The sequence below is a fragment of the Planococcus sp. PAMC 21323 genome (assembly GCF_000785555.1).
GTDB lineage: Bacteria > Bacillota > Bacilli > Bacillales_A > Planococcaceae > Planococcus.
In genome coordinates this window covers 2,019,090-2,043,996 of record NZ_CP009129.1, presented here as the reverse complement: position 1 = coordinate 2,043,996, position 24,907 = coordinate 2,019,090, and the positions used below count along the sequence as shown (strand labels likewise).

General features: G+C 39.5%; 25 protein-coding genes. 17 read left to right on the top strand and 8 right to left on the bottom strand.

Annotated features, from left to right (window positions below; genetic code table 11):
* Positions 1 to 3 precede the first annotated feature (3 nt).
* Entirely contained in the window at positions 4 to 570 is a 567-nt protein-coding gene (def, locus tag PLANO_RS10355; RefSeq protein ID WP_038704374.1) for a peptide deformylase, read from the bottom strand.
* 145 nt (positions 571 to 715) lie between these two features.
* Between def and PLANO_RS10350 the strand changes: the two genes are divergently transcribed.
* The 6 genes from PLANO_RS10350 to PLANO_RS10325 all read left to right on the top strand — a co-directional run bounded on the left by PLANO_RS10350 (position 716) and on the right by PLANO_RS10325 (position 7,452).
* Positions 716 to 1,360, top strand: a complete 645-nt coding sequence (locus tag PLANO_RS10350) for a YkyA family protein (RefSeq protein ID WP_038704373.1) — start codon at positions 716 to 718, stop codon at positions 1,358 to 1,360.
* 253 nt (positions 1,361 to 1,613) lie between these two features.
* A complete protein-coding gene (gene pdhA / locus PLANO_RS10345; RefSeq protein ID WP_038704372.1) occupies positions 1,614 to 2,726 on the top strand; it encodes a pyruvate dehydrogenase (acetyl-transferring) E1 component subunit alpha in 1,113 nt (370 codons plus the stop codon).
* Between the two features lie 3 nt (positions 2,727 to 2,729).
* Positions 2,730 to 3,707 carry an alpha-ketoacid dehydrogenase subunit beta gene (locus PLANO_RS10340; RefSeq protein ID WP_038704371.1) on the top strand — a complete coding sequence of 326 codons (978 nt, stop codon included), beginning with the start codon at positions 2,730 to 2,732 and terminating at the stop codon, positions 3,705 to 3,707.
* Positions 3,708 to 3,735: 28 nt separating this feature from the next.
* The gene (locus PLANO_RS10335) at positions 3,736 to 5,115 is read left to right on the top strand and encodes a dihydrolipoamide acetyltransferase family protein (protein WP_038704370.1); all 1,380 of its coding nucleotides are present in this window, start codon (positions 3,736 to 3,738) and stop codon (positions 5,113 to 5,115) included.
* Positions 5,116 to 5,120: 5 nt separating this feature from the next.
* A complete protein-coding gene (gene lpdA, locus PLANO_RS10330) occupies positions 5,121 to 6,530 on the top strand; it encodes a dihydrolipoyl dehydrogenase (RefSeq protein WP_038704369.1) in 1,410 nt (469 codons plus the stop codon).
* Between the two features lie 88 nt (positions 6,531 to 6,618).
* A complete protein-coding gene (locus PLANO_RS10325; RefSeq protein WP_038704368.1) occupies positions 6,619 to 7,452 on the top strand; it encodes a polysaccharide deacetylase family protein in 834 nt (277 codons plus the stop codon).
* A gap of 459 nt (positions 7,453 to 7,911) precedes the next feature.
* Here the strand turns inward: PLANO_RS10325 and PLANO_RS10320 are convergent, their stop codons facing one another.
* Positions 7,912 to 9,381, bottom strand: a complete 1,470-nt coding sequence (locus PLANO_RS10320) for an aminotransferase class I/II-fold pyridoxal phosphate-dependent enzyme (protein WP_038704367.1) — start codon at positions 9,379 to 9,381, stop codon at positions 7,912 to 7,914.
* 134 nt (positions 9,382 to 9,515) lie between these two features.
* On the opposite strand from PLANO_RS10320, the gene PLANO_RS10315 reads away from it, so the two are divergent.
* Both PLANO_RS10315 and PLANO_RS10310 read left to right on the top strand, forming a co-directional pair.
* On the top strand, positions 9,516 to 10,481 hold the full coding sequence (locus PLANO_RS10315) for an NAD(P)H-dependent flavin oxidoreductase (protein ID WP_038704366.1): 966 nt from the start codon (positions 9,516 to 9,518) through the stop codon (positions 10,479 to 10,481).
* Between the two features lie 15 nt (positions 10,482 to 10,496).
* Positions 10,497 to 10,775 carry a UPF0223 family protein gene (locus PLANO_RS10310; protein ID WP_038704365.1) on the top strand — a complete coding sequence of 93 codons (279 nt, stop codon included), beginning with the start codon at positions 10,497 to 10,499 and terminating at the stop codon, positions 10,773 to 10,775.
* 21 nt (positions 10,776 to 10,796) lie between these two features.
* Here PLANO_RS10310 and PLANO_RS10305 read toward each other — a convergent pair whose 3' ends face one another.
* Complete coding sequence (locus tag PLANO_RS10305; RefSeq protein WP_038704364.1) at positions 10,797 to 11,438, bottom strand: YktB family protein; 642 nt, start codon at positions 11,436 to 11,438, stop codon at positions 10,797 to 10,799.
* 168 nt (positions 11,439 to 11,606) lie between these two features.
* On the opposite strand from PLANO_RS10305, the gene PLANO_RS10300 reads away from it, so the two are divergent.
* Together PLANO_RS10300 and PLANO_RS10295 are read left to right on the top strand one after the other, a co-directional pair.
* Positions 11,607 to 11,801: a hypothetical protein gene (locus tag PLANO_RS10300; protein ID WP_038704363.1), complete on the top strand. Its 195-nt coding sequence runs from the start codon at positions 11,607 to 11,609 to the stop codon at positions 11,799 to 11,801.
* Positions 11,802 to 11,888: 87 nt separating this feature from the next.
* On the top strand, positions 11,889 to 12,680 hold the full coding sequence (locus PLANO_RS10295) for an inositol monophosphatase family protein (RefSeq protein WP_038704362.1): 792 nt from the start codon (positions 11,889 to 11,891) through the stop codon (positions 12,678 to 12,680).
* Positions 12,681 to 12,714: 34 nt separating this feature from the next.
* Here the strand turns inward: PLANO_RS10295 and PLANO_RS10290 are convergent, their stop codons facing one another.
* Positions 12,715 to 12,912, bottom strand: a complete 198-nt coding sequence (locus PLANO_RS10290; protein ID WP_038704361.1) for a YlaF family protein — start codon at positions 12,910 to 12,912, stop codon at positions 12,715 to 12,717.
* A 111-nt stretch (positions 12,913 to 13,023) separates the two neighbouring features.
* Here PLANO_RS10290 and typA point away from each other — a divergent pair, with 111 nt between their 5' ends.
* Together typA and PLANO_RS10280 are read left to right on the top strand one after the other, a co-directional pair.
* Entirely contained in the window at positions 13,024 to 14,871 is a 1,848-nt protein-coding gene (gene typA / locus PLANO_RS10285) for a translational GTPase TypA (RefSeq protein WP_038704360.1), read from the top strand.
* 24 nt (positions 14,872 to 14,895) lie between these two features.
* A complete protein-coding gene (locus PLANO_RS10280; RefSeq protein ID WP_038704359.1) occupies positions 14,896 to 15,225 on the top strand; it encodes a YlaH-like family protein in 330 nt (109 codons plus the stop codon).
* On the opposite strand, the gene PLANO_RS10275 is transcribed toward PLANO_RS10280, so the two are convergent.
* Genes PLANO_RS10275 through PLANO_RS10265 form a run of 3 tightly spaced genes read right to left on the bottom strand, consistent with a single transcriptional unit; the run spans position 15,219 to position 16,390 of the window.
* Positions 15,219 to 15,668 carry a hypothetical protein gene (locus PLANO_RS10275; RefSeq protein ID WP_038704358.1) on the bottom strand — a complete coding sequence of 150 codons (450 nt, stop codon included), beginning with the start codon at positions 15,666 to 15,668 and terminating at the stop codon, positions 15,219 to 15,221. The genes PLANO_RS10280 and PLANO_RS10275 overlap by 7 nt on opposite strands.
* Positions 15,668 to 15,871, bottom strand: coding sequence for a YlaI family protein (locus PLANO_RS10270; protein WP_038704357.1), 204 nt, complete (start codon positions 15,869 to 15,871; stop codon positions 15,668 to 15,670). The genes PLANO_RS10275 and PLANO_RS10270 overlap by 1 nt, the downstream gene beginning before the upstream one ends.
* Before the next feature lie 12 nt (positions 15,872 to 15,883).
* Complete coding sequence (locus PLANO_RS10265; RefSeq protein WP_038704356.1) at positions 15,884 to 16,390, bottom strand: hypothetical protein; 507 nt, start codon at positions 16,388 to 16,390, stop codon at positions 15,884 to 15,886.
* Positions 16,391 to 16,559: 169 nt separating this feature from the next.
* On the opposite strand from PLANO_RS10265, the gene PLANO_RS10260 reads away from it, so the two are divergent.
* The 3 genes from PLANO_RS10260 to pyc all read left to right on the top strand — a co-directional run bounded on the left by PLANO_RS10260 (position 16,560) and on the right by pyc (position 21,537).
* Complete coding sequence (locus PLANO_RS10260) at positions 16,560 to 16,841, top strand: Fpa/YlaN family protein (protein WP_038704355.1); 282 nt, start codon at positions 16,560 to 16,562, stop codon at positions 16,839 to 16,841.
* A 73-nt stretch (positions 16,842 to 16,914) separates the two neighbouring features.
* Positions 16,915 to 18,081 (top strand): FtsW/RodA/SpoVE family cell cycle protein, encoded by a 1,167-nt coding sequence (locus PLANO_RS10255; protein ID WP_038704354.1) that lies wholly within the window; start codon positions 16,915 to 16,917, stop codon positions 18,079 to 18,081.
* A gap of 15 nt (positions 18,082 to 18,096) precedes the next feature.
* A complete protein-coding gene (pyc, locus tag PLANO_RS10250; protein ID WP_038704353.1) occupies positions 18,097 to 21,537 on the top strand; it encodes a pyruvate carboxylase in 3,441 nt (1,146 codons plus the stop codon).
* Between the two features lie 35 nt (positions 21,538 to 21,572).
* Here the strand turns inward: pyc and PLANO_RS10245 are convergent, their stop codons facing one another.
* Positions 21,573 to 22,493, bottom strand: coding sequence for a COX15/CtaA family protein (locus tag PLANO_RS10245; protein ID WP_038704352.1), 921 nt, complete (start codon positions 22,491 to 22,493; stop codon positions 21,573 to 21,575).
* A 346-nt stretch (positions 22,494 to 22,839) separates the two neighbouring features.
* Between PLANO_RS10245 and cyoE the strand changes: the two genes are divergently transcribed.
* Together cyoE and coxB are read left to right on the top strand one after the other, a co-directional pair.
* Positions 22,840 to 23,757, top strand: a complete 918-nt coding sequence (gene cyoE, locus PLANO_RS10240; RefSeq protein ID WP_038704351.1) for a heme o synthase — start codon at positions 22,840 to 22,842, stop codon at positions 23,755 to 23,757.
* Positions 23,758 to 23,808: 51 nt separating this feature from the next.
* Positions 23,809 to 24,906: a cytochrome c oxidase subunit II gene (gene coxB, locus PLANO_RS10235; RefSeq protein ID WP_038704350.1), complete on the top strand. Its 1,098-nt coding sequence runs from the start codon at positions 23,809 to 23,811 to the stop codon at positions 24,904 to 24,906.
* The last annotated feature ends 1 nt before the right edge of the window (position 24,907 follow it).

The following is a 24,907-nucleotide window of genomic DNA, read 5'->3' as shown; positions in this document are numbered from 1 at the left end:
AGCTTATTCAGCTGAGTCTCTTTCGATTGCAATTGCATTTTCAATTTCGGCAAACGGATTTTTAGAATCAATGTGGTCAAAGAACATTATACCGTTCAAGTGGTCTAATTCGTGTTGAAAAGCGATAGCAGGAAGACCTTTTAAACGCATTTTAATTTCTTCGCCGTCTAAGTTGAACCCTTTAATAGTGATTCTTGCATATCTTGGCACATAACCAGAAACTGCGCGATCAACAGACAAACAACCTTCGCCAGCAGCCAAATACGTTTTTTCAACAGAATGGCTAATGATTTTGGGATTAACCACGACAAGGCTCAAATCTTCTCCAGTGCTATCATCAAAATGCAATGCGAAAATTCGTTTTGCCTGATTTACTTGAGGGGCTGCAATTCCGACTCCTGGACGTAAATCATATTTTTCAGCCAATTCATCATTTTGGCTGTTTATTACATATTCTAAAAGGTCCTCACCGAGTTTACGATCTTCTTCAGAAAGCGGGAGTTGCACTTCTTCTGCACGTAGTCTGAGTGTAGGATGACCTTCACGTATAATGTCTTTCATTCGTATCAAGTAATTTCATCCTTTCAAATGGCTCGCTATACATACAAGTATAACGCAAAACAATTAGTTTGAAAAAAGAAAAGCCGTCAGATTGTATTGTCTTTTATATAACCAAAGATTATAGTTAATTCATGGTAAATAAGGGGTGAATTAAATGAGGAAAACACGTATAGCGTTGAGTCTTTCTACTCTTCTCTTTTTGACAGCTTGTTCTGATTCAGGCATTCGTGGAGATTTGGACAAAGTACTCAATGATACATTCGAAGCCGAAGAGGAGTATCGTGAGGTTCAGGATGACTTAGAGAAGCGTGAAAAAGCAGAACAAAAGTTGTTTGCAGATATTATGGCGTTAACTCAAGAAGAGCAGGACAAAGTTGCAGAGCAAGCTCAAGAAGCGCTTGATTCGGCAGAAGAGCGTTTAGCGTTTTTGAAAACTGAAAAAGAATCAATGCAATCGGCTGAAGAAAATTTAGCTGGAATCGATCAAGTGATTGAAAAAGCTGAAGACAAATCAGTTCAATCAGATTTAGAAGTACTAAAAGCAAAAATGGAAGAACGTTTTACAGCGCATGATGATTTTGTCTTAGCTTATGAAAAACTGATCGGACTTCAGAAAGAACTATATGAGATGTTAAAAGAAGAGGACAGCAAACTGCAGGACTTACAAGAAAAAGCGACAGAGGTAAATGAGCAAAACTCGGTAGTTCAAAAAGCTGTGACAGAATTTAATGAGTTAACGAAACAGGTTAATGAACTAAAGGATGAAACTTTAGAAAAAATAACTGAAAATGAGGAATAAGCAGCCTTAATGGCTGCTTTTTCTGTGCTATAAAAGAAGTGAAATTGCGCAACTGTATTATAATACAGTTGCGCAAATGGACTAATACAGTTTAGTAAGGCTGAATTTTCTATCTATTAGTATAGTGCAAAAAAGTCAGGTCCTCTATGATTGACCGTGTTATTGTCGTAACGTATACTAAGAAGGAATGCGAAATTGTATCATAAATTGTATGAAATTATTTTAATACAGATAAAAAAGGAGAGTTGCTTTTATGGCTGCGAAAAAATCACAGCAGTTCGACCCAGTAGAAACGCTTAATGCAATCGAAGAAAAGTTTGAAATGGTTCAGATTTTGAACGAAGAAGGCGAGATTGTTAATAAAGAGGCAGATCCGAAACTTTCAGATGAAGAACTTACAGAATTGATGAATCGCATGGTTTACACACGAATTCTTGATCAACGTTCAATCTCGTTAAACCGTCAAGGACGTCTTGGGTTCTATGCACCTACAGCAGGACAAGAAGCTTCTCAATTGGCATCTCATTTTGCGTTGTCAAAAGAAGATTTCATTTTGCCAGGTTACCGTGATGTACCACAATTGATTTGGCACGGCTGGCCACTTCACCAAGCATTCTTGTTCTCACGTGGACATTTCATGGGGAACCAAATGCCTGAAGGATTGAATATTTTACCACCACAAATCATCATTGGTGCTCAGATTATTCAAGCAGCAGGTGTTGCGCTTGGTATGCAAAAACGCAAAAAAGAATCAGTTGCAGTTACTTATACAGGTGACGGCGGATCATCACAAGGCGATTTTTATGAAGGACTTAACTTTGCAGGCGCATTCCGTGCACCGGCTATTTTCATTGTGCAAAATAACCAGTATGCAATTTCGACGCCTCGCGAACTTCAGACGTCAGCAAAAACAATTGCTCAAAAAGCAGTTGCAGCTGGAATTCCAGGCGTACTTGTAGATGGAATGGACCCACTAGCAGTATACGCTGTAACGCGTGATGCTCGTGAACGCGCTGTTAAAGGTGACGGACCAACATTAATCGAAACACTTTGCTACCGTTACGGACCACATACGATGGCTGGAGATGACCCAACTCGTTACCGTACTTCAGATATCGACAGCGAATGGGAAAAGAAAGATCCACTTGTTCGTTTCCGTAAATACCTAGAAGCAAAAGGCATTTGGGATGAAGCAAAAGAAAACGAAGTAATCGATAAAGCTAAAGAAGAAATTAAAGCAGCAATTAAAAAAGCTGACGGCGCACCAAAACAAAAAGTATCAGATCTATTAGAGATTATGTACGAAGAAGTGCCGTTTAATGTTCAGGAACAGTTGGATATTTATAAAGCAAAGGAGTCGAAGTAAGCCATGGCACAATTAACAATGATCCAAGCAATTACCGACGCTCTGAAAACAGAGATGAAGAACGATGAAAATGTTCTTGTTTTCGGTGAAGATGTAGGAAACAACGGCGGTGTATTCCGTGCAACTGAAGGTCTACAAAAAGAATTCGGCGAAGACCGTGTTTTTGATACACCACTAGCTGAATCAGGTATCGGCGGTTTGGCAATCGGGTTAGCTTTACAAGGATATCGTCCAGTTCCAGAAATCCAGTTTTTCGGATTTGTTTTTGAAGTTATGGATTCTATTAGCGGACAAATGGCGCGTATGCGTTTCCGTAGTGGCGGAAGTTTAACTTCTCCTGTAACAATCCGTTCTCCATTTGGTGGTGGTGTTCATACACCTGAAATGCACGCGGATTCGTTAGAAGGATTAATGGCAGCTCAGCCAGGATTAAAGGTAGTTATACCTTCTACACCATACGATGCTAAAGGTTTGCTGATCTCAGCTATTCGCGATAACGATCCAGTTATTTTCCTAGAGCACATGAAACTATACCGTTCATTCCGTCAAGAAGTACCTGAAGAAGAATATACAATTCCTTTAGGCAAAGCTGACGTGAAACGTGAAGGTAAAGACTTAACAATTATCGCTTACGGCGCAATGGTACAAGAAAGTATGAAAGCTGCAGAAGAACTTGAAAAAGAAAACTATTCAGTTGAAGTAGTCGATCTTCGTACAATCCAACCGCTTGATATTGAAACTATTATTGCGTCTGTTGAAAAAACTGGCCGTGCAATGGTCGTTCAAGAAGCTCAAAAACAAGCCGGAATTGCTGCGAGTGTTGTAGCAGAAATTACAGATCGTGCAATTCTAACTTTAGAAGCACCTGTTCTTCGTGTAACTGCGCCAGACTCAATCTTCCCGTTCTCACAAGCGGAAGAAGTTTGGTTGCCAAATTCGAAGGATATAATAGAAACAGCGAAGAAAGTACTTACTTTTTAAATTAGACAGAACCGAAAGGGTGATATACATGGCTTTTGAATTTCGTTTGCCGGATATCGGAGAAGGTATCCATGAAGGTGAAATCGTAAAATGGTTCGTAAAAGCGGGAGATACAATCGAAGAAGACGATATCCTTGTTGAAGTACAAAATGACAAGGCAGTAGTCGAGATTCCTTCACCAGTTTCAGGAACGGTTGAAGAAGTATTGGTATCAGAAGGAACAGTTGCGGTAGTAGGCGATGTATTAGTTCGCATCGATGCTCCAGATGCTGAAGAAATGAGCTTTAAAGGAGGACACGGTGACAAGAAAGAAGCCGAGCCTGAAGTAAAAGAGGAAACTGAAGAGCAAGTGCAAGCTGGTACTGCTGAATCTGGCAAAGATGTGGATAAAGCACCTGCTAAAGAAGAAGCACCAAAAGAAGAAACGGGTGCTGGAGAACAGCCTAAAGAAACAAAAGAAGCTGATCCAACGGCTCGTGTAATCTCAATGCCATCTGTCCGCAAATTTGCGCGCGACAATGAAGTGGATATTAAACAAGTAACGGGTTCTGGCAATAACGGTCGCGTTTTAAAAGAAGATGTTGAAGCCTTTATGAATGGTGATCAAAAAGCAGCGACAACTGAAACTTCTGAAGCACCACAAGAAACTACAGAAGAAAGCACTGAAACAGCAGCGGCGCCAAAAGCAGCAGCTCCTGAAGGTGAATTCCCTGAAACACGTGAGAAAATGTCTGGAATTCGTAAAGCGATTGCGAAAGCAATGGTTCATTCGAAACATACAGCTCCTCACGTAACGTTAATGGACGAAGTAGATGTGACTGAACTTGTAGCGCATCGCAAAAAGTTCAAAGACATTGCAGCAGAAAAAGATATCAAGTTGACTTATTTGCCATACGTGGTCAAAGCATTGGTCAGCACATTGCGCGAATTCCCAGCTTTAAACACATCATTTGATGATGAAACAAGCGAGGTTATTCAAAAGCATTATTTCAATATCGGGATTGCAGCAGATACAGAAAAAGGCTTAATGGTTCCTGTCATTAAAAACGCAGACCGTAAATCAGTATTTGCAATTTCAGATGAAATTAATGGTTTAGCTACAAAAGCACGTGATGGTAAACTATCAGCTGCAGAAATGAAGGGCGCATCATGCTCAATCACGAATATCGGTTCTGCAGGTGGACAATGGTTTACACCAGTTATTAACCACCCAGAAGTGGCGATTCTTGGAATTGGCCGCATTGCAGAAAAACCTGTAATTAAAAATGGTGAAATTGTAGCAGCACCTGTGTTAGCATTATCATTAAGCTTTGATCATAGAATGATCGATGGCGCAACAGCGCAGCATGCATTAAATCATATTAAACGTTTATTAAGTGAACCTGAATTACTATTAATGGAGGCGTAAAACTTATGGTAGTAGGAGATTTTCCAATCGAAACAGACACGCTCGTAATTGGCTCTGGCCCTGGCGGTTATGTTGCAGCTATTCGTGCAGCACAAACTGGTCAAAAAGTAACAATCGTTGAAAAAGAATATATTGGTGGCGTTTGTTTAAACGTTGGCTGTATCCCTTCTAAAGCAATGATTTCTGTTGGACATCGTTTTGAAGAAGCTCAACACTCAGATGATATGGGTATTGTGGCTAAAGAAGTTTCAATCAACTTTGAAAAAGCGCAAGCATTCAAAGATGGCGTTGTTAAGAAATTGACAGGCGGCGTTGAGTCACTTCTAAAAGGCAACAAAGTCGAAATCTTACGTGGCGAAGCTTATTTCGTAGATGAAAATACTGTTCGTATTATGGATGAAGATTCAGCACAAACGTATAAATTCAAAAACGCAATTATTGCTACAGGGTCTCGTCCAGTTGAAATTCCAACTTTCAAATTCACAAAACGTGTCATTAATTCTACTGGCGCATTAGCTCTTCAAGAAATTCCAGGCAAGCTTATCGTTATTGGCGGTGGCTATATCGGTACTGAGCTTGGAACTGCTTACGCTAACCTTGGATCTGAAGTAACTATCCTTGAAGGCGCTCCTGATATCCTTGCTGGATTTGAAAAACAAATGACAGCAATCGTTAAAAAAGGATTGAAGAAAAAAGGCGTTGAAGTGATCACAAAAGCATCTGCTAAAGGTGTAGAAGAAAGTGATACTGGCGTTAAAGTAACATATGAAGCAGGCGGAGAAGAAAAAACGCTTGAAGCGGATTATGTTCTTGTAACAGTTGGCCGTCGTCCAAACACAGACGAAATGGGACTTGAAGAATTAAACTTGAAAATGTCTGACCGTGGCTTGATTGAAGTTGACAAGCAATGCCGTACAAATATCCCGAATATCTATGCAATCGGTGATGTTGTAGCAGGTTTGCAATTGGCTCATAAAGCTTCTTACGAAGGCAAAATTGCTGCTGAAGCAATCGCTGGCGAAAAATCAGAAGTTGATTATTTAGCAATTCCAGCAGTATGCTTTACAGATCCTGAACTTGCAAGCGTCGGTTTAACTGAAGAGCAAGCAAAAACTGAAGGGTTTGAAGTAACAGCTGCTAAGTTCCCATTCGGAGCTAACGGCCGTGCACTTGCATTAAATGCTTCTGAAGGATTTGTGAAACTAGTTTCACGTAAATCTGACGGTTTGCTATTAGGCGGACAAATTGTTGGAGCTGGCGCATCAGATATGATCGCTGAAATTGGTCTTGCAATCGAAGCAGGAATGACTGTGGAAGATATCGCAATGACAATTCACGCTCACCCAACATTGGCTGAAATCACTATGGAAGCTGCTGAAGTAGCACTAGGAACACCAATTCACATCATTAAGTAAATTATAAAGGAGCCGCTATTGCGGCTCTTTTTTTTTGGCACAATTAGATTCTCATGGTAAGATTTGTTTATTGAAAGGGTGTTTTGAAATGGTACATAAAAAATGGGTGGCTATCGCAGCGGTTTCATTATTACTTACAGCATGTGGAGAGGACACTAATAAGTCTTCAAATGATGTAAAACAAACAGAAAATGTAAGTAATAATAATGAAACAAAAAAACAAGAAGCACAAACAGAACAAAAAGAAGAAGTAGTGGAAGATGAAACAAAAGAAGAAGGTCAAATAGCGGAACCGCAATACAAGCTAAATACAGCCAATTGGTCGATACAGCCAATTGCTGAGGCAAATGAAAAAGTCGTGCTTGTGACAATTGATGATGCGCCGGACAAGCATTCATTGGAAATGGCTGAAATTTTAAAAAGCCAAGATATTCCTGCGATTTTCTTTGTAAATGGTCATTTTTTAGCTACAGAAGAAAAACAACAACAGCTTAAAAAAATTCATGAAATGGGCTTTGTGATTGGCAATCACACATATAGTCATCAAGATTTAAAAGGATTAACTGAACAACAACAGCAAGAAGAAATTTTGAAAGTAAGTGCATTAATAGAAGAAATTACAGGCGAAAAACCAAAGTTTTTCCGTGCCCCATTTGGTTCTAATACTGATTTCAGTAAACACTTGGTGTCAGACGAAAAAATGGTGTTGATGAACTGGACATACGGTTATGATTGGGAAAAGCAATATCAAAACGCTCAAGCTTTAACAGATATTATGGTTAATACCGAGTATTTGAATAATGGAGCCAATTTATTGATGCACGATCGAGATTGGACAGTCGAAGCTTTACCAGGAATTATTCAAGGTTTAGAAGATAAAGGTTATGACTTTGTTGATCCGAAAGAAATCGAAGGAATATGAAAAACGATCCACAGAAAAAATCTGTGGATCGTTTTATGTTTTGTAGAGCTATGCCTATCGAATCTCCACGGCTGCATCCGCTTTTCTAGTTGTCCAGTTGCAAGTGCCTAGCTCTTCGGGACATAAGTTAACCCAGCTGCGTGGCAAAGAACGCCACACTGCTGGGTCACCTTATGCCTGTCAGAGCTGAGCAGGCACTTTCACTTTTCTGTGTCGAGTCTCCAGCAGCCAGATTCTCGGGACATAAGCCACTCTGGCTGTGTGGCTGAAAACACGCCACTTCGTCAGTGCGTCTTATGCCTGTCGAATCTCCATGGCTGCTTCCGCTTTTCTAGTTGTCCAGTTGCAAGTGCCTAGCTCCTCGGGACATAAGTCAACCCAGCTGCGTGGCAAAGAACGCCACACTGCTGGGTCACCTTATGCCTGTCAGAGCTGAGCAGGCACTTTCACTTTTCTTATTTACCTAATCGCTTGTTGTTCTTTTATGACCCGTAGCATTTGCAAAGTGTCGTCTTCGGGTCCTTGTACTGGCAATCCAGCAGCGACGTTCATGTGAATATAATTGATGTTTTCTTCGGTGATGATTTCACCTGGAATAAATATAGGAATACCTGGCGGGTAGACCATAATAAATTCTGCAGAAATACGTCCAACAGCGTCATTGATTGAAATAACTTCTGTCGTTGCGTAGAAAGCATCTCGCGGAGTCATAGCAAGTCTTGGAATATCCGGAATCATGACAACAGGTTCTACAACCGCGGCATCGCTATCTAAGGTTTCGCTCATGCGCTGAAGAGCATTAATCAGAAGATTTACCTCTTTGCGGCTATCGCCTAGCGTAACTAAACAAAGAATATTGTATAAATCGGAAAGTTCGATTTCAATATTAGCATTTTCTCTTAGCCATTCCTCGGCTTGATGCCCGGTGATGCCTAAATTCTTAACGCTAATTAATAATTTTGTTGGGTCCATATCAAAAGTAGCAGACGAATTTAAAACTTCTTTCCCAACACAATATAGATGAGGAATTTTATTGATTCGTTTTCGCGCATCTTGAGCTAATCGAATGGTCCGGTCGATCAAATCATATCCATGAACTGCTAACTGACGTCTTGCTGTATCAAGAGAAGCTAAAATTGGATAAGACGTTGATGTCGTGGTTAGCATAGATAATGTAGACTGTACGCGTTTTGGTGACACAAGGCCTTCACGTACATTCAATACGGAACTTTGAGTCATGGAACCGCCAAGTTTGTGGACAGAGGTTGCAGCCATATCTGCACCTGCCGACATTGCTGAAACGGGCAATGATTTGTGAAAATGAATATGAACACCGTGTGCCTCATCAACTAAGACAGGTACATTTCGTTCATGGGCAATATCAACAATTCGTTTTAAATCTGCAGCTACACCAAAATAAGTAGGGTTAATAACCAATACGGCTTTGGTATCTGGATATTCGTCCAATGCTTTTTCTACAGCTTCTGCAGAAATCCCGTGTGAAATCCCAAGTTCTGTATCAACTTCTGGGTGAATAAAAATCGGGATAGCTCCAGCAAAAACGATAGCAGACATAATCGATTTATGAACGTTTCTTGGAACCAAAATTTTATCATTGGGTCCCACAACGCTCAGAATCATCGTCATGATTGCGCCACTTGTACCTTGTACAGAAAAGAATGTATGGTCTGCCCCGAAAGCTTTGGCAGCGAGTTCTTGCGCTTCTTTAATTGCGCCTTTTGGAGAATGTAAATCGTCCAAAGGTGCAATATTGATCAAATCAATGGAAAGTATATTATCGCCGACAAATTCCCGGAATGCGGGATCGACGCCTTGTCCTTTTTTATGACCAGGAATATGGAATTGGATTGGATGCCGATTTCGATGCTTTAGGAGTGCATCAAATAACGGAGTTTCTAATTGAGACAATGATAAGCCCACCTCGCTAAATAAAATGAAAACAAAAAGAATTATAGCATGATGTGACCCTCTATAGTATAAATAAAAGGATTTTCCAATATGGAAGCGAATACATTTGGTATAGAGAGAAAAGGAGTGAGTTGATGGAATTCAATACAAAGGTAACCGAGCTACTTGGAATCCGCTATCCGATTATTCAAGGTGGCTTAGCTTATTTAGCGTATGCAGAACTAGCGGCGGCAGTTTCGAATGCGGGAGGACTAGGTCAAATTACGGCGATGAGTCTTTCTACACCAGAAGAATTGAGAGCTGAAATTCATAAAGTTAGAAAGTTGACGGATAAACCTTTTGGCGTTAATTTTGCGATTGGTGATCATGGCCGCGCATTTTCTCATATGCTAGACGTAGCAATTGAAGAAAAAGTACCTGTCGTTTCCATGACGGGTGGAAACCCCACACCAATATTTGAACAGCTGAAAGGAACTGATATTAAAAAATTAGTTCTCGTAGCAGCAAGACGACAAGCTGAAAAAGCAGAAAGTCTTGGTGCGGACGCTGTGATGGTCGTTGGTCAAGAAGGTGGTGGACATTTAGGGCGTAATGATATTGGTACGATGGTGTTGATTCCTCAAGTAGTGGATGCGGTGAAAATTCCTGTTATTGCTTCAGGTGGAATTGGCGATGGAAGAGGTTGGATGGCCGCTCATGCCTTAGGTGCAGAAGGAATTGAAATGGGAACACGCTTTATTGCTACAAAAGAATGTGTGCATGCGTCAAACGCTTATAAACAACAATTGGTTGATAGCTCCGAGAACGATACGGTCATTATTAAACGTAGTATAGGTGCTCCAGCTCGAACTCTGCAAAATAGCTGGACGGACAAAATTTTGGAAATTGAAAGTCAGACTCCGACCTATGAAGCCTTAAAAGAATACATTAGTGGTGAAGCCAACAAACGTTTCATCTATAATGGAGATAAAGACCAAGGATTTGGTTGGGCAGGGCAAGTAACTGGATTGATCAAGAATGTACCGACTGTTCAAGAATTGATCGAAGGCATGGTCAAGCAGGCTGAAGAAATCCGTGAAAAATGGTCAATCACTAGATGAAAAGAGGGATGAAAAATGGATTATTCCTATCCATTTTCAATTGAATGGTCAACAGAAGAAATTATTGATGTTGTCAATTTTTTTGAAGCAATTGAAATGGCCTATGAAAAAGGCATCAACAGACAAGATTTATTAACGCGTTATCGCAAATTCAAGCAGGTGGTTCCTGCTATATCTGAAGAAAAAACACATTTGCGTGAATTTGAAGAAGAAAGTGGATATGCTTGCTTTCCGGTTATTAAAGAAATGAAAGCTGGAACAGATGACGGAAAAATCCTATTAAAAAAGAAATAAATTTAAAAAGAACCTGTAGCCCTAGCGGCTGACAGGTTCTTTTTTGGTTTGGAGTAAGGTGTTGTAAATAGGAAGCAACGTCTCGAACGTTTCTTCTGCAAACTGAAAAAATTGTTCTTTATTAAAAAATTCAGCCTGGTCTTTAGTCAAATGGCGTCCGATGACAAACTCGCCTTTCTTTACATCACGCAAGCGTGTGATTAGTTTCTCAAGACCTTGGTCGCCCAAATCATTTAAAGAATTGGATTGTGGCTTCATATGATCTCCGGAAACTGTAAAATCACCCGATAAATTTTTAAGAACATCAGAGTGCAATAAATTTTCAGCCATAGCTGTTTTATTAGGGGCTTCATATATAACAGCTAATATAACAAATACGTGACTTTCCCACATACCAATCTGAAAATGAGGCACAGCTTTATATCCTCTTTTATATGGAGCAAAGGCTACCCAGCTATCGTTGGGTGGATTTACAGTTCGGCGCATATGTTTAGCAACATGCGGGAAAAATTCGTCTCCTGTTTTTCCAGAAAAAAATGATGAAAATTCAGTTCCAAGTTCTGCGAATTTTGGACGGATAAGCTGAGTCAATGCAGACATTCGAGCCTCTAGTCCTGGAGTGTTAAAAACATCGAAATCTTGTTCAGTCCAATAAGGCTTCAAAAAAAATCCTCCCTTAAGTTAGTAATCAGGTTTCATTTTAACGAAGTTTGGGAAAAAAGAATATAAATACGTTTTAAGCAATGGATTTTCTTAGAATAAAGTGGTATTATTGAGATGTAACAAAAATAGTCAGAATTTTCGGAGTTTGGTATGAAAGGGGTGCTCATTATGAAACAGATGGTTCAGATAATCCGTAAAGCGGATGTAGAGAAGGAATATGTACATGTATTAAAGTTAGAACTCGATTATGAACTTGCTTCACTGTTTGATGCAATGCAGCAAAAGGACGACCATGAAGTGTCTAAAAGTAAACAGCGACTTCAAGAAATTCACCTAGAACTGGAGGCCCTCCATGCGCTCTAATTCATCTATACATTAAAGGCATCTGCTAGAGTAAGACAGCAGATGCCTTTTTCGTTATAATAAAGCTAAATAGGGAGGCGTTTATAAATGGATCTACACGCTATGGATAAATACATAAAGTCACTAATTAAAGAAGCAGGTCACCGAATTCGTAATTCTTTTTTAACGGATATCACAATCGAAACAAAATCCAATGCCAATGATTTAGTGACGAATATGGATAAGGAAATCGAGCAATTTTTTATTGAGCGGATTCGCAGAGATTTTCCAGAACATCGAATTTTTGGTGAAGAAGGATTTGGAGACGATATCCAAAGTACTAAAGGAACTATTTGGTTGCTTGACCCAATCGACGGCACCATGAATTTTGTTCATCAAAAACGCAACTTTGCTATATCGCTAGGAATATATGAAGATGGAGTAGGAAAACTAGGATATATATATGACGTTGTCAATGATGATTTGTATCATGGAGTAAAAGACGGTGGGGCTTATTACAATGACGAGCAGATGAAACCGCTCATAGAAACGACTATAGCTGAATCAATCGTGGCGATGAATGCTACATGGGCAATTCCCAATCGCTATTTAGACAATGATGCAATCATCCAATTGATACGAGATGTCCGAGGTACACGTTCTTATGGTTCAGCTGCACTTGAACTCGCTTATATGGCCAGTGGCCGTGTAGATGCATATATGTCGATGCGGTTATCGCCTTGGGACATTGCGGGGGGGATGGTCATTGCTAAGGAAGTTGGAGCAATAACAACCAATTTTAAAGGAGATCAGGCAAATCTATTAAAACAAGATACCTTTATAGCAGCTAATCCGACAATTCACCGCGAACTATTAGAAAAATATATAAAATTCAAGTAAAAAAAGATGCGGAACTTCGCATCTTTTTTTATAATTATAGTAATCCGGCTTCCCGCATTTCTTTTTTCTTCTTGAATCCCATTCCCATGACAAAAACGAGCATGAAGATCGCTGCAAATACGCCTATTACGCTGCGTAAGCCAATAGCTAAGCCAATCAAAACCATTGCCACTATAGCTGCTAAAGAATAAAAAACAAAGATCCATTTTATGTTTTTTAGTAGGTTTATCACTGGATTTTCCTCCTGTAGCTTCCCGCCTGAAATAAAATCTTAGGGTTTTACACCTATATGTGCTATACTAGCACAGTTATAGGCATGAAAAAAGAATATTGGAGTGAAATTATGACTAAATTACGTAACGACCTAAGAAACATTGCAATTATTGCCCACGTTGACCATGGTAAAACAACGCTAGTGGATCAACTTCTACAACAATCCGGTACTTTCCGTTCAAACGAACATGTTGATGAACGCGCGATGGATTCTGGCGATATCGAAAGAGAACGCGGAATTACAATTCTTGCGAAAAATACTGCAATTCAATACAAAGACGCTAAAATCAACATCTTGGATACACCAGGACACGCGGATTTCGGTGGAGAAGTTGAACGTATCATGAAAATGGTTGATGGTGTTCTATTAGTAGTTGACGCTTATGAAGGCTGTATGCCGCAAACGCGCTTCGTACTGAAAAAAGCATTAGAACAAAACCTCAAGCCAATCGTAGTTGTAAATAAAATTGACCGTGACTTTGCACGTCCTGAAGAAGTGGTTGACGAAGTCATCGAATTGTTCATTGAACTTGAAGCGAATGACGATCAATTGGAATTCCCGGTTATTTTTGCATCAGGTATGAACGGTACGGCAAGTCTTTCTTCAGATCCTGCTGATCAAGAAGAAAACATGCAAGTTGTTTATGATGCGATCCTGGAACACGTCCCAGCGCCAATCGATAATAGAGATGAGCCACTTCAATTCCAGGTAGCTCTTCTTGATTATAGTGATTATGTTGGACGTATCGGAATCGGCCGCGTATTCCGCGGAACGATCGAAGTTGGCCAATCGGTTTCATTGATGAAACTTGACGGTTCATTCAAAAACTTCCGTGTTACGAAAATGCACGGTTTCATGGGCCTTAAACGGGTGGAAATCGAAAAAGCAGAAGCTGGCGACTTGATTGCCGTTTCGGGCATGGAAGACATTAACGTAGGAGAGACGGTTTGTCCTTCAGAACATCGCGAAGCATTGCCGGTCTTGCGCATTGATGAGCCAACTCTACAAATGACTTTCCTAGTTAATAACAGCCCATTTGCAGGTAAAGAAGGTAAATGGATTACTTCAAGAAAAATTCAAGAACGTTTGGATGCGCAATTACAAACTGACGTATCGTTGCGTGTAGACAATACAGATTCTCCTGACGCTTGGGTAGTTTCTGGACGCGGAGAATTGCATTTGTCGATTTTAATCGAGAACATGCGTCGCGAAGGATTTGAGATTCAAGTATCAAAACCAGAAGTTATTGTACGTATGGTTGACGGAGTTCGCTGCGAACCAGTAGAACGCGTTCAAGTAGATGTGCCTGAAGAATACACTGGTAACATTATTGAGTCTTTAGGTGAACGTAAAGGCGAAATGTTGGATATGATCAACAATGGTAGCGGACAAGTCCGTATGGTGTTTAACGTACCAGCTCGTGGATTGATCGGTTATACGACTGAATTTTTAACACAAACTCGTGGATACGGAATTATCAACCACACATTTGATAGCTATCAGCCAGTTGCTTCTGGTCGTGTTGGCGGACGTCGTGAAGGCGTATTGGTATCTATGGAGCGCGGTAAAGTTTCGACTTACGGCTTAATGGGTATCGAAGATCGCGGAACTTCATTTGTTGAAGTTGGCGCTGAAATTTACGAAGGCATGATCGTTGGACAACATAACCGCGATAGCGACCTTACTGTAAATATCGTGAAAATCAAAGCTGCAACAAACATCCGTTCAGCTAACAAAGACCAAACAACGACGATGAAAAAAGCGCGTTTAATGAGTCTTGAAGAAGCACTAGAATACTTGAATGATGATGAGTATTGTGAAATCACACCACAAACGATTCGTTTACGTAAGAAAATTCTTGATAAAAACGAACGTGAACGTATGGCTAAGAAAAAGAAAGTTGCCATCGAAGAATAAGTGAATAGGAAGGATGTATAATACGTGGACGAACAAGCTTTTGTCTATGACAGTATGTATCCGGTAGCCCGAATTTTATATCAAAATTTGCCGAGTTTTGAAATGGCAGGATACGCATTATTTGCGGTAATTTTCCTGCTTTCGGCTTTTGTATATAAATTAGGATTTGCTAAAAAGTTATCACTTGGAAAAAATGCGGCAATTGGCCTATTTTTAGCAATTGGTGGTTTAGGGCTTACGTTTTTAGCCTTTTTCTTACCGGTTGTTGAAGGGCTTGTTATTGCAGCGCTCATACTGATTCTTTATAAAGTCCGCCTATGGCGCGAAAAACGCGAAAACGCTGTATCTCAATGAGATACAGCGTTTTTGCGTTCAAACGTTTTATAAAAAATCGATAACAGTAACGAGTATGTTAGATGGCCAAATACCCAATACAAAAATGCATTCCAATCGTTAACTGCTGGCACATCTGCAGTGACAGCAAGTGATGACAAGATAAAGAACAAGAAAGGAAGAGGTATAGAAATTAGTAAACTAAGAATTACTAATTGGCCAAACGTATATTTTCGACGTTTTGCTAAAAAAACAAAAACAATACCAATCACTAGAGAAACGATCATGTGGAAGATAAACTCGGTTACCTCAGACCACTGAACATTTCCGATTATCGGGATAAAATCGATATTCAATAAAAGTGTATAAACATTTTCACCGGTAACGGATTGAATCCATTTCAATAAAAGTCCTAAAATCAATCCGCTCCAAAATCCAATCCAAACACCTTTTAAGAGTTTCATCAGAAGTCATCCTCAATGCTACGAGAGCTTCGGTAAAAGCGGAAAGAACCAGTTGCTAAGCGTTCTTTCGTGCGCTCAGTAATGCGGTCGTGGCATTCCACACACATATGAGTGTGGATCGGTCTGTTACGCAGGCGCTTAGCCTGAAGTGTATCATCGACCAACTCTTCAATTTTATCACAGATTACGCATTTAACTCGCACGCTTGATCACTCCTATTCGACTCGGATGGCTTGGATATCAGTAATGGGATTTTCTTGATTAGATCCATCCGGAAGCAGCACATGGACAGGGCCGTCTTCTTTCAAGGGTTTTCCATGATCACTAAATTTGAAAATTAACTGCTCAGCATGATCAATCGGAAATTCAAATTCTCCGTGTAATGTTTCAAAAACAACACGTTTTGCATGCTCAAAAGGTTCTGCATTTAAAAGAAATGGCTTGAACAAGATTCCAAAAGTGCCTGTTAGCATTTCTTTCTTTTCTTTACTCTTGTATGTCTTTTCTGAATTCAATGTAGGTGGAACAGTATTTCCTTCCATAATTTCACGAGACCAATGTTCACCCATCCCTCGTTTATATTCCTCGAGCTCGTCTTTCTCGATCCGCTCTTCTTGGAAATATGTCTCTAAATTCAATTTGCGATCGTCAAAAATCCAGACAGTCGGATCTAATATCAATTTAAATTTCACTTCGCCTTTAAAAGGTATGATAAATTCCATGGGTAAACCCTCCATTTAGATAGTCGCTCTTTTACTAGTATACCTTTTCGTGTCAAGTTCCTAAAGGGATTCATCTCTTTCGTTTAAGAGGCTTGCATTTTCCTTGTGTAAAAGATACACTTTAAACAGGAAAATAGAGAAGAAAACTCATAAAAATGGGGGAGTCCTCATGGAACGTACAGAAGAACAAACATACCATTTGAAGGCTTTAGAACTCCTCAAAGCGGATGCAGAAAAAATCGAGCAATTAATCAAGGTGCAGATGGATCACTTAACGTTACCATCTTGTCCTTTATACGAAGAGGTGCTGGACACCCAAATGTTCGGTCTATCACGCGAAATTGATTTTGCGGTTAAGCTGGGATTAATCGAACGTGAGGCTGGAAAAAATTTAATGGATACGCTTGAGAAGAAACTTTCAATTCTTCACGATGCGTATACAAATAAATGATCTAAAACTCAAACGAATTTTGTTTGAGTTTTTTTACTAATTCATCATCCATCAAACTAAAAGAGGTATAAAAATGAAATCTTACATCAAGAAGTACGCAAAATACATAGACTATCCTTTATTTTTCGCTTATTTGGCTTTAACGATATTTGGCCTGATCATGATTTATAGTTCTAGTATGGCCTGGTCGGTCAATTACTATGGCTCTGAGCCTGACCGATTTTACATACAACAATTGATCAACTTAGCAATTGCGTTTCCTGTTTTTGCGATTGCGGCTGTTTTTCCATACAAGCATTTTAAAAAACGATGGATGATGAAAACCATTTTAATCGTAGTCTTTACGGGATTGGTTGCAGTTCATTTTATTGGATTTGCAGCTGGAGGAGCGCAAAGTTGGATCAGCTTAGGGTTTGCGAACATTCAGCCGTCTGAAGTAGCGAAGGTCGGAATAATTCTTTATTTGTCCGGTGTTTTTGCTAATAAATTTCATAACGGCACCATTAATAAATTAAATGAGGCTATTATACCGCCAGTTATTATTTTAACGCTTGTTTTATTTTCTGTGTTTCTTGAACCGGATCTTGGGTCGATGTTAATTATTGGTGCGGTCGGACTGTCAGTAATGTCGGCAAGTGGTGTTCGTTTAAAGCCATTTATACGCCTTTCTGCAGTCTTTGTTGCTGCTGCTTCAATCATCATCATTCCGTTTATGATTTTTGCGGGAGATCGTATTTTTACTGAAAAACGTCTGGGTCGATTAGATGCTTTCTTTAATCCGTTTTCGGATGAGTTAGGATTTGGTTTCCAAATTGTTAATGGTTACTTAGCAATTGGCTCTGGAGGACTGAGCGGTCTAGGCTTAGGGCAATCGATTCAAAAGCTAGGATACCTACCAGAACCACACACTGACTTTATCATGTCAGTTATTGCTGAAGAGCTAGGAGTACTAGGAGTAGTCTTTGTTTTAGGTGGATTAGGTTTTGTTGTATTACGAGGACTTTGGATTGCGATGACCACTCATGATCCGTTAGCTAGAATGTTAGCGGCGGGTGTTGCGAGCATGATCGGGATTCAATCTTTTGTCAATTTAGGTGGTTTAACCGGGATTATTCCATTAACAGGTGTTACGCTTCCGTTTATCAGCTATGGCGGAACTTCCGTAATTTTGTTATCTTTATCTATGGGAGTATTAATGAATGTTTCCATGTTCAACAAATACGAAAAAACGAAAAAGTAAAGGGTGTGCTGCGGTGTGAAGAAGATTGACAAAATCTTAGTGGCCAACCGCGGAGAAATCGCTATTCGGGTTTTCCGCGCTTGTACAGAACTGAAAATTCAAACAGTTGCGATTTATTCTCAAGAAGACAGTGGTTCATTTCACCGCTACAAGGCAGATGAATCCTATTTAGTAGGTAAGGGTAAAAAGCCGATCGATGCATATTTGGATATTGAAGATATCATCCGTATAGCAAAAGATTCGAGTGTAGATGCAATTCATCCCGGCTATGGCTTTTTATCTGAAAATGTCCATTTTGCAAGACGTTGTGAAGAAGAAGGCATCGTTTTTATCGGTCCAACTTCAAAACATTTGGATATGTTCGGTGACAAAGTTAAAGCCCGTACTCAAGCAATTGCGGCAGGCATCCCGGTTATTCCAGGTACAGATGGCCCGGTTGAGTCTTTAGAGGAAGTTGAAGAGTTCAGTAAAACAGCAGGTTTTCCATTAATGATTAAAGCATCTCTTGGCGGCGGAGGCCGCGGAATGCGTATTGTCAGATCTCACGAAGAATTAGCATCCTCTTACGAACGTGCAAAGTCTGAAGCCAAAGCAGCTTTTGGTTCAGATGAAATGTATGTCGAAAAATTTGTTGAGAAGCCTAAGCATATTGAAGTTCAAATTTTAGGCGATTCAGAAGGCAACGTCATCCATTTGTATGAAAGAGATTGTTCAATTCAACGCCGTCATCAAAAAGTGGTAGAAATTGCCCCTTCTAACTCAATTAGTAACGAATTGCGTAACGAAATTTGTGATGCCGCAGTCAAATTAATGAAAAATATAGACTACATAAATGCCGGCACAGTCGAATTTCTTGTAGCAAATGACGAATTTTACTTTATTGAAGTAAATCCACGTATTCAAGTAGAGCACACTATTACGGAAATGATTACTGGCATCGATATTGTTCATGCACAGATTCATATTGCTAGAGGACATATGATTCACAGTGAAGAAGTTGGAATCCCTGAACAAAGCGAAATTCCATTATTTGGATTTGCGATTCAGTCTCGTGTTACTACTGAAGATCCATTAAATGATTTTATGCCGGATGCTGGAAAGCTAATGGTTTATCGTTCAGGTGGTGGATTTGGTGTGCGTTTGGATGCAGGAAATGGTTTCCAAGGAGCAATAATCTCACCATATTATGATTCACTTTTAGTAAAAGTTTCAACTTGGGCATTAACGTTCAAAGAAGCCGCAGCTAAAATGGATCGGAACTTACAAGAATTCCGAATTCGTGGTATTAAAACAAATATTCCTTTCTTAGAAAATGTGGTAAAACATAAGAACTTTATAAAAGGCGAGTTTGACACAAGCTTTATTGATACAACGCCAGAGTTATTTATATTCCCAGTAAGACAAGACCGTGGAACTAAGTTATTAAGCTATATTGGCAATGTAACCGTAAACGGATTCCCGGGAATTGAAAAGAAAAATAAACCAATCCATACTGCTCCACGTAAACCAGAAGTCGATTTATTGGCTCCGGCACCAAATGGCACGAAGCAGATTTTCGATTTACAAGGAGCAGAAGGTTTAACAAAATGGATTCACGAACAAAAAGATGTATTAATTACGGACACAACATTCCGCGATGCTCACCAATCATTACTAGCTACGCGTGTTCGTTCACATGATTTGTTTGGAATTGCGAAAGAAACTGCACGTTTGCAACACGATTTATTTTCTCTTGAAATGTGGGGAGGCGCAACGTTCGATGTGTCTTACAGATTCTTAAAAGAAGATCCATGGGAGCGTTTGATCAAACTTCGTAAAGATATACCGAATGTTTTGTTCCAAATGTTGTTCCGTGGTGCAAACGCAGTAGGCTATAAAAATTACCCTGATAATGTGATTCGTGAATTTGTCCGAAAATCGGGAGATGCAGGAATCGATGTATTCCGTATTTTCGATAGCTTAAACTGGATCAAAGGGATGGAAGTGGCGATTGATGAAGTTCGTCAATCTGGCAAAATTGCAGAAGCTGCGATTTGCTATACTGGTGATATTTTAGATCCAAGTCGAGACAAATATACCGTTCAATATTATAAAGATATGGCCAAAGAATTAGAAGCAGCAGGCGCACATATTTTAGCGATTAAAGATATGGCTGGTCTGTTAAAACCAGAAGCAGCATATCGTTTAGTATCTGAACTTAAAGATACAGTATCATTGCCAATTCACCTTCACACGCATGATACGAGTGGTAACGGAATTTATATGTACTCAAAAGCGATTGAAGCAGGAGTGGACATTGTTGATACAGCTCTTGGATCGATGGCGGGCCTTACATCACAACCAAGTGCAAGTTCTCTACATTATGCGATGAGCGGTGGAAGCCGTGAAATTCGTTCAGATGTGAAGAATCTTGAAAAGTTGTCCCATTATTGGGAAGACGTTCGTAAATACTATGTTGATTTTGAAAGTGGCATGAATAGCCCGCATTCAGAAATTTATGAGCATGAAATGCCAGGTGGCCAGTATAGTAACCTTCAACAACAAGCTAAAGCAGTAGGATTAGGCTTGCGTTGGGAAGAAGTTAAATCGATGTATTCACGCGTGAATATGTTGTTTGGAGATGTCGTGAAAGTAACTCCTTCTTCTAAAGTAGTAGGAGACATGGCGTTGTTCATGGTGCAAAATGAGCTGGATGAAGAAACTGTGATTTCTCGCGGAAAAACAATCGACTTCCCAGAATCAGTTATTGAATTCTTTGAAGGGTATATCGGGCAGCCACATGGTGGATTCCCAGAAGAGCTGCAAAAAGTCATCTTAAAAGAACGTAAGCCAATTACTGTTCGTCCAGGTGAACTTTTAGAACCAGCAGATTTCGATGAAATCAAAAAGACTTTGTATGATAAATTGGAACGTCCTTTAACAAGCCATGAAATCTTAGCTTACGCGTTATATCCGAAAGTATTTGATGAATATACAGCTACCAATGTTCAATTTGGTAATGTATCCGTCTTAGACACTTTGACATTCTTATACGGCATGAGATTAGGCGAAGAAATCGAAGTGGAAATTGAAAAAGGCAAAACGTTAATGGTCAAGATGGTTTCTGTAGGCGAACCTCAAAAAGACGGAACACGCATCATTTATTTCGAATTAAATGGTCAGCCTCGTGAAGTAAGCATTCAAGATATGACAGTAGAAGCGGATAGTACAGCAAAACCAAAAGCAATTCCGACAAATGAAAGTCATATTGCTGCTACAATGCCGGGGACTGTATTAAAAGTGCTCACAGAAAAAGGTGCCAAAGTAAAACGTGGCGATCATTTACTTGTCACTGAAGCTATGAAAATGGAAACGACGGTTCAAGCGCCGTTTGATGGAACAATTCAAGAAATCCATGTAGTTGCTAGTGATGGTATTTCAACAGGTGATTTGTTAATTGAACTGGAGAAAAAATAAAAACAAGGCAGACGCATTATGCGCCTGCCTTGTTTTTATTTAGAAGATGTTTTTATTCGACTCCGCGATACTAACAATACCATGTAGCATAACAAGCCAAAAAGCATTGAAATCAATAACGAATGGAGAAGAGCGACAACTAAGTTTAGTTTTGTTAATACAACTAACATACCTGTTGTTGCTTGAAGAAGAACAATAATGAAAGCAATTGTCCAACCCCAATAAATAACCCGTTGGTCTTTGTAGTTTTTAATAGCGTGCCAAGCAATATATCCTAACCAGATGACGATCAAGCCTGCTGCTGCACGATGACCCATTTGCACCCATTCATACATATTGCTAGGTAATGCAAAGTCATCATTTCGGCATAAAGGCCAATCCGAACAAATTAGACTAGAGTCGGTATGCCGTACTAGAGCTCCTGTATAAACCACAATGTAAGAGTACAACGCTACACCAATTGTGTGATACCGTAATTTTTTTCCAATTTGCACCCGGTCTGCATCGAACTTCCGGTCGACTTCGAAAATCAAAAGTGTCAATAACAAGATAGAAGCAAACGATAGTAAGGAGATTCCGAAATGAAGAGCGAGGATAAAGTCACCTTGTCCCCATAACACTTGAGCCGCCCCAATCAATGCTTGTAAGACTAAAAAGAATACAGCCATAATAGCAAGAAACTTCGTTTCACGAACATGACCAAACTTTCTCCAAGCCCAAACAGCCAAGATTACGATCAATATACCAACGACTCCAGTTACAAGACGATGAGAAAATTCGATTAATACTTCCGTTGTAATATTATCTGGAATCAATTTGCCATTGCAATCTGGCCAATTGCGCCCGCATCCTAAACCGCTGTCGGTCTTAGTTACAAGAGCCCCGCCGAGAAGTATTAACAACATGCCTATCGTAGCTGCGACGGCAAACCATTTTATATATCTATTTTGCTGCAAAATACCACCTACTTTTTCTTATAGAAAAATTTTCAACGTCCATATACCTGCATACTCGATAATAGCGAATATTTCCTCATAATACAACGAGAAATCAACAATAGTAGAAAGTTTCAAGATTTGGACATAATAACAGTGGCTTCACAAACTGTTCAAAAACTATTTTTTTTCTATCTTAAAATAGTGTAAGTGTTAAGGTATGATAGGAGATGCATAGAGTGTGACCAATTACGTGAAAATCATCTCTTTTATCAGGAAATTTCAGTTATATGTAGAAAAAAGACTGGAATTTAGATATAGTTATGGTTAGCGGAATATGCTTACAACTTTGAAAGGAGGGACTTATATGTCAAATGGCCGGGCAATGTCTGCAAATTCACACGAAGAACCGGAAACGACAACATTTCTTAAAGACTTTTTGGCACTTATCAAAATTGGAATTGTGAATTCTAATTTAATTACAGTCTTTACAGGCTTGTGGCTCGCATTTCAGTTTTCGGACAGACATTTTCTTAACGAGCTGGATATCCTTGTTTACACTATTTTTGGATCAGCGCTGATTATTGCAGGATCTGCAGCGATGAATAACTATATTGATACGGATATAGATCCTTTAATGGAAAGTAAGAAGGGGCGTCCAACAGTAACAGGAAGATTCAAGCCATCAGCTGTATTGGCACTAGCAATTTCTTTCATCGTTATAGGCGAAATATTTTTGTTCTCCGCTTCTGTATCCGCTGGTGTATTAGGAATTGCCGGAGTTTTAGCTTATGTCGTTTTATATTCCATGTGGTCAAAAAGACGCCATGTCAGCAATACGATTGTAGGAAGCATTTCTGGTGCGATTCCTCCACTAATCGGATGGGCTGCAGTAGAACCGACACTTGGAACGGGAGCTTGGGCATTATTCTTAATTATGTTCATTTGGCAGCCACCGCATTTTTATGCTTTGGCTATGAAGAGAACAGAAGAGTATCGGGCAGCGAATATTCCTATGCTACCGGTAATAAAAGGTTTTCACAGAACAAAGAAATCGATGCTTGCATGGGTTGTAATGCTTTTCCCTCTGCCATTCCTATTAATGGAACTTGGGACAGGCTTCATTATCTTAGCTACACTTTTAAATATCGGGTGGTTAGTATTAGCTATTCGAGGATTTAAAGCGGCTGATGATTTGAAATGGGCGAAGACAATGTTTATCTATTCATTGAACTATATGACCATTCTATTTGTTTCAATGATCATTTTTGCTGTTTTCATCTAAAAACCATTTCTAAAAAGAAACTATTTAAATGAGAGAGGGGTATGACAAGCTATGATGAAAGGAATTAAAAAATGGCGACTTTTCGCATTGATGTCCGCGTTATTATTAGTTCTTGCGGGATGTGGACGTGAAGAGATTTCGACATTAATACCAGCAGGTAAAGTAGCTCAAGATCAATTTGACTTATTGATCCTATCAACAGTTATCATGACGTTTGTTATTATTGTTGTATTGATCATATTTGTTTTAGCTATTGTTAAATTCCGCCGTTCTAAAGTGGGAGAAGACATGATTCCTGAACAAGTTGAAGGAAGTGCGAAATTAGAATTTATCTGGACAGCAATTCCAATAGTCCTTCTATTAATTCTTGCAGTTCCAACAGTTTATTCTACTTTTGATTTAGCAGATACATCAACGATGGATGTGGAAGCTAAAGACGGAAAATCGTCTAACTTAACAGTTAACGTAACTGGTAAACTTTACTGGTGGGAATTTGAATATCCTGAACAAGGAATTGTAACTGCTCAAGAATTAGTTGTTCCAACTGATGAGCGTGTATACTTTAACTTAATTTCTGCCGATATTAAACACTCATTCTGGATTCCATCTATTGGTGGTAAACTAGATGTAAACCCTGAAAACGTCAACACATTTTACTTAGAGTTTGCTAAAGAATCTGCCGAACTTGAAGATGGCGTATTTTATGGTAAATGTGCTGAGCTATGTGGACCTTCTCACGCATTGATGGATTTCAAAGTGAAGTCAGTTGATCGTGAAGAGTTTGATCAATGGGTAACAGCAATGCAAGCTGAGGAACCGGCTGCAGTTGAAGGAGATCTTGCGCTACAAGGTGAAGAATTGTTTGGACAAGATGGTCTTTCTTGTATTTCTTGCCACGCAACTTCTGGTGTAGGTGAAGGGAATCTTATGCAAGGCCCTAACTTAGCAACATTTGGTGATCGTAACCGTGTTGCTGGATACTTGGAACACAATGAAGAAAATCTTAAAAATTGGATTCAAGATCCACAAGAATATAAGCCAGGTAACTTAATGCCTGAGGCAGCTTCATTGAACGATGGCAAAGAATTATCAGATCAAGAACTTGATGCTCTTGCAGCATATTTAATGGGCTTATCAGTAGAAGAGTAGA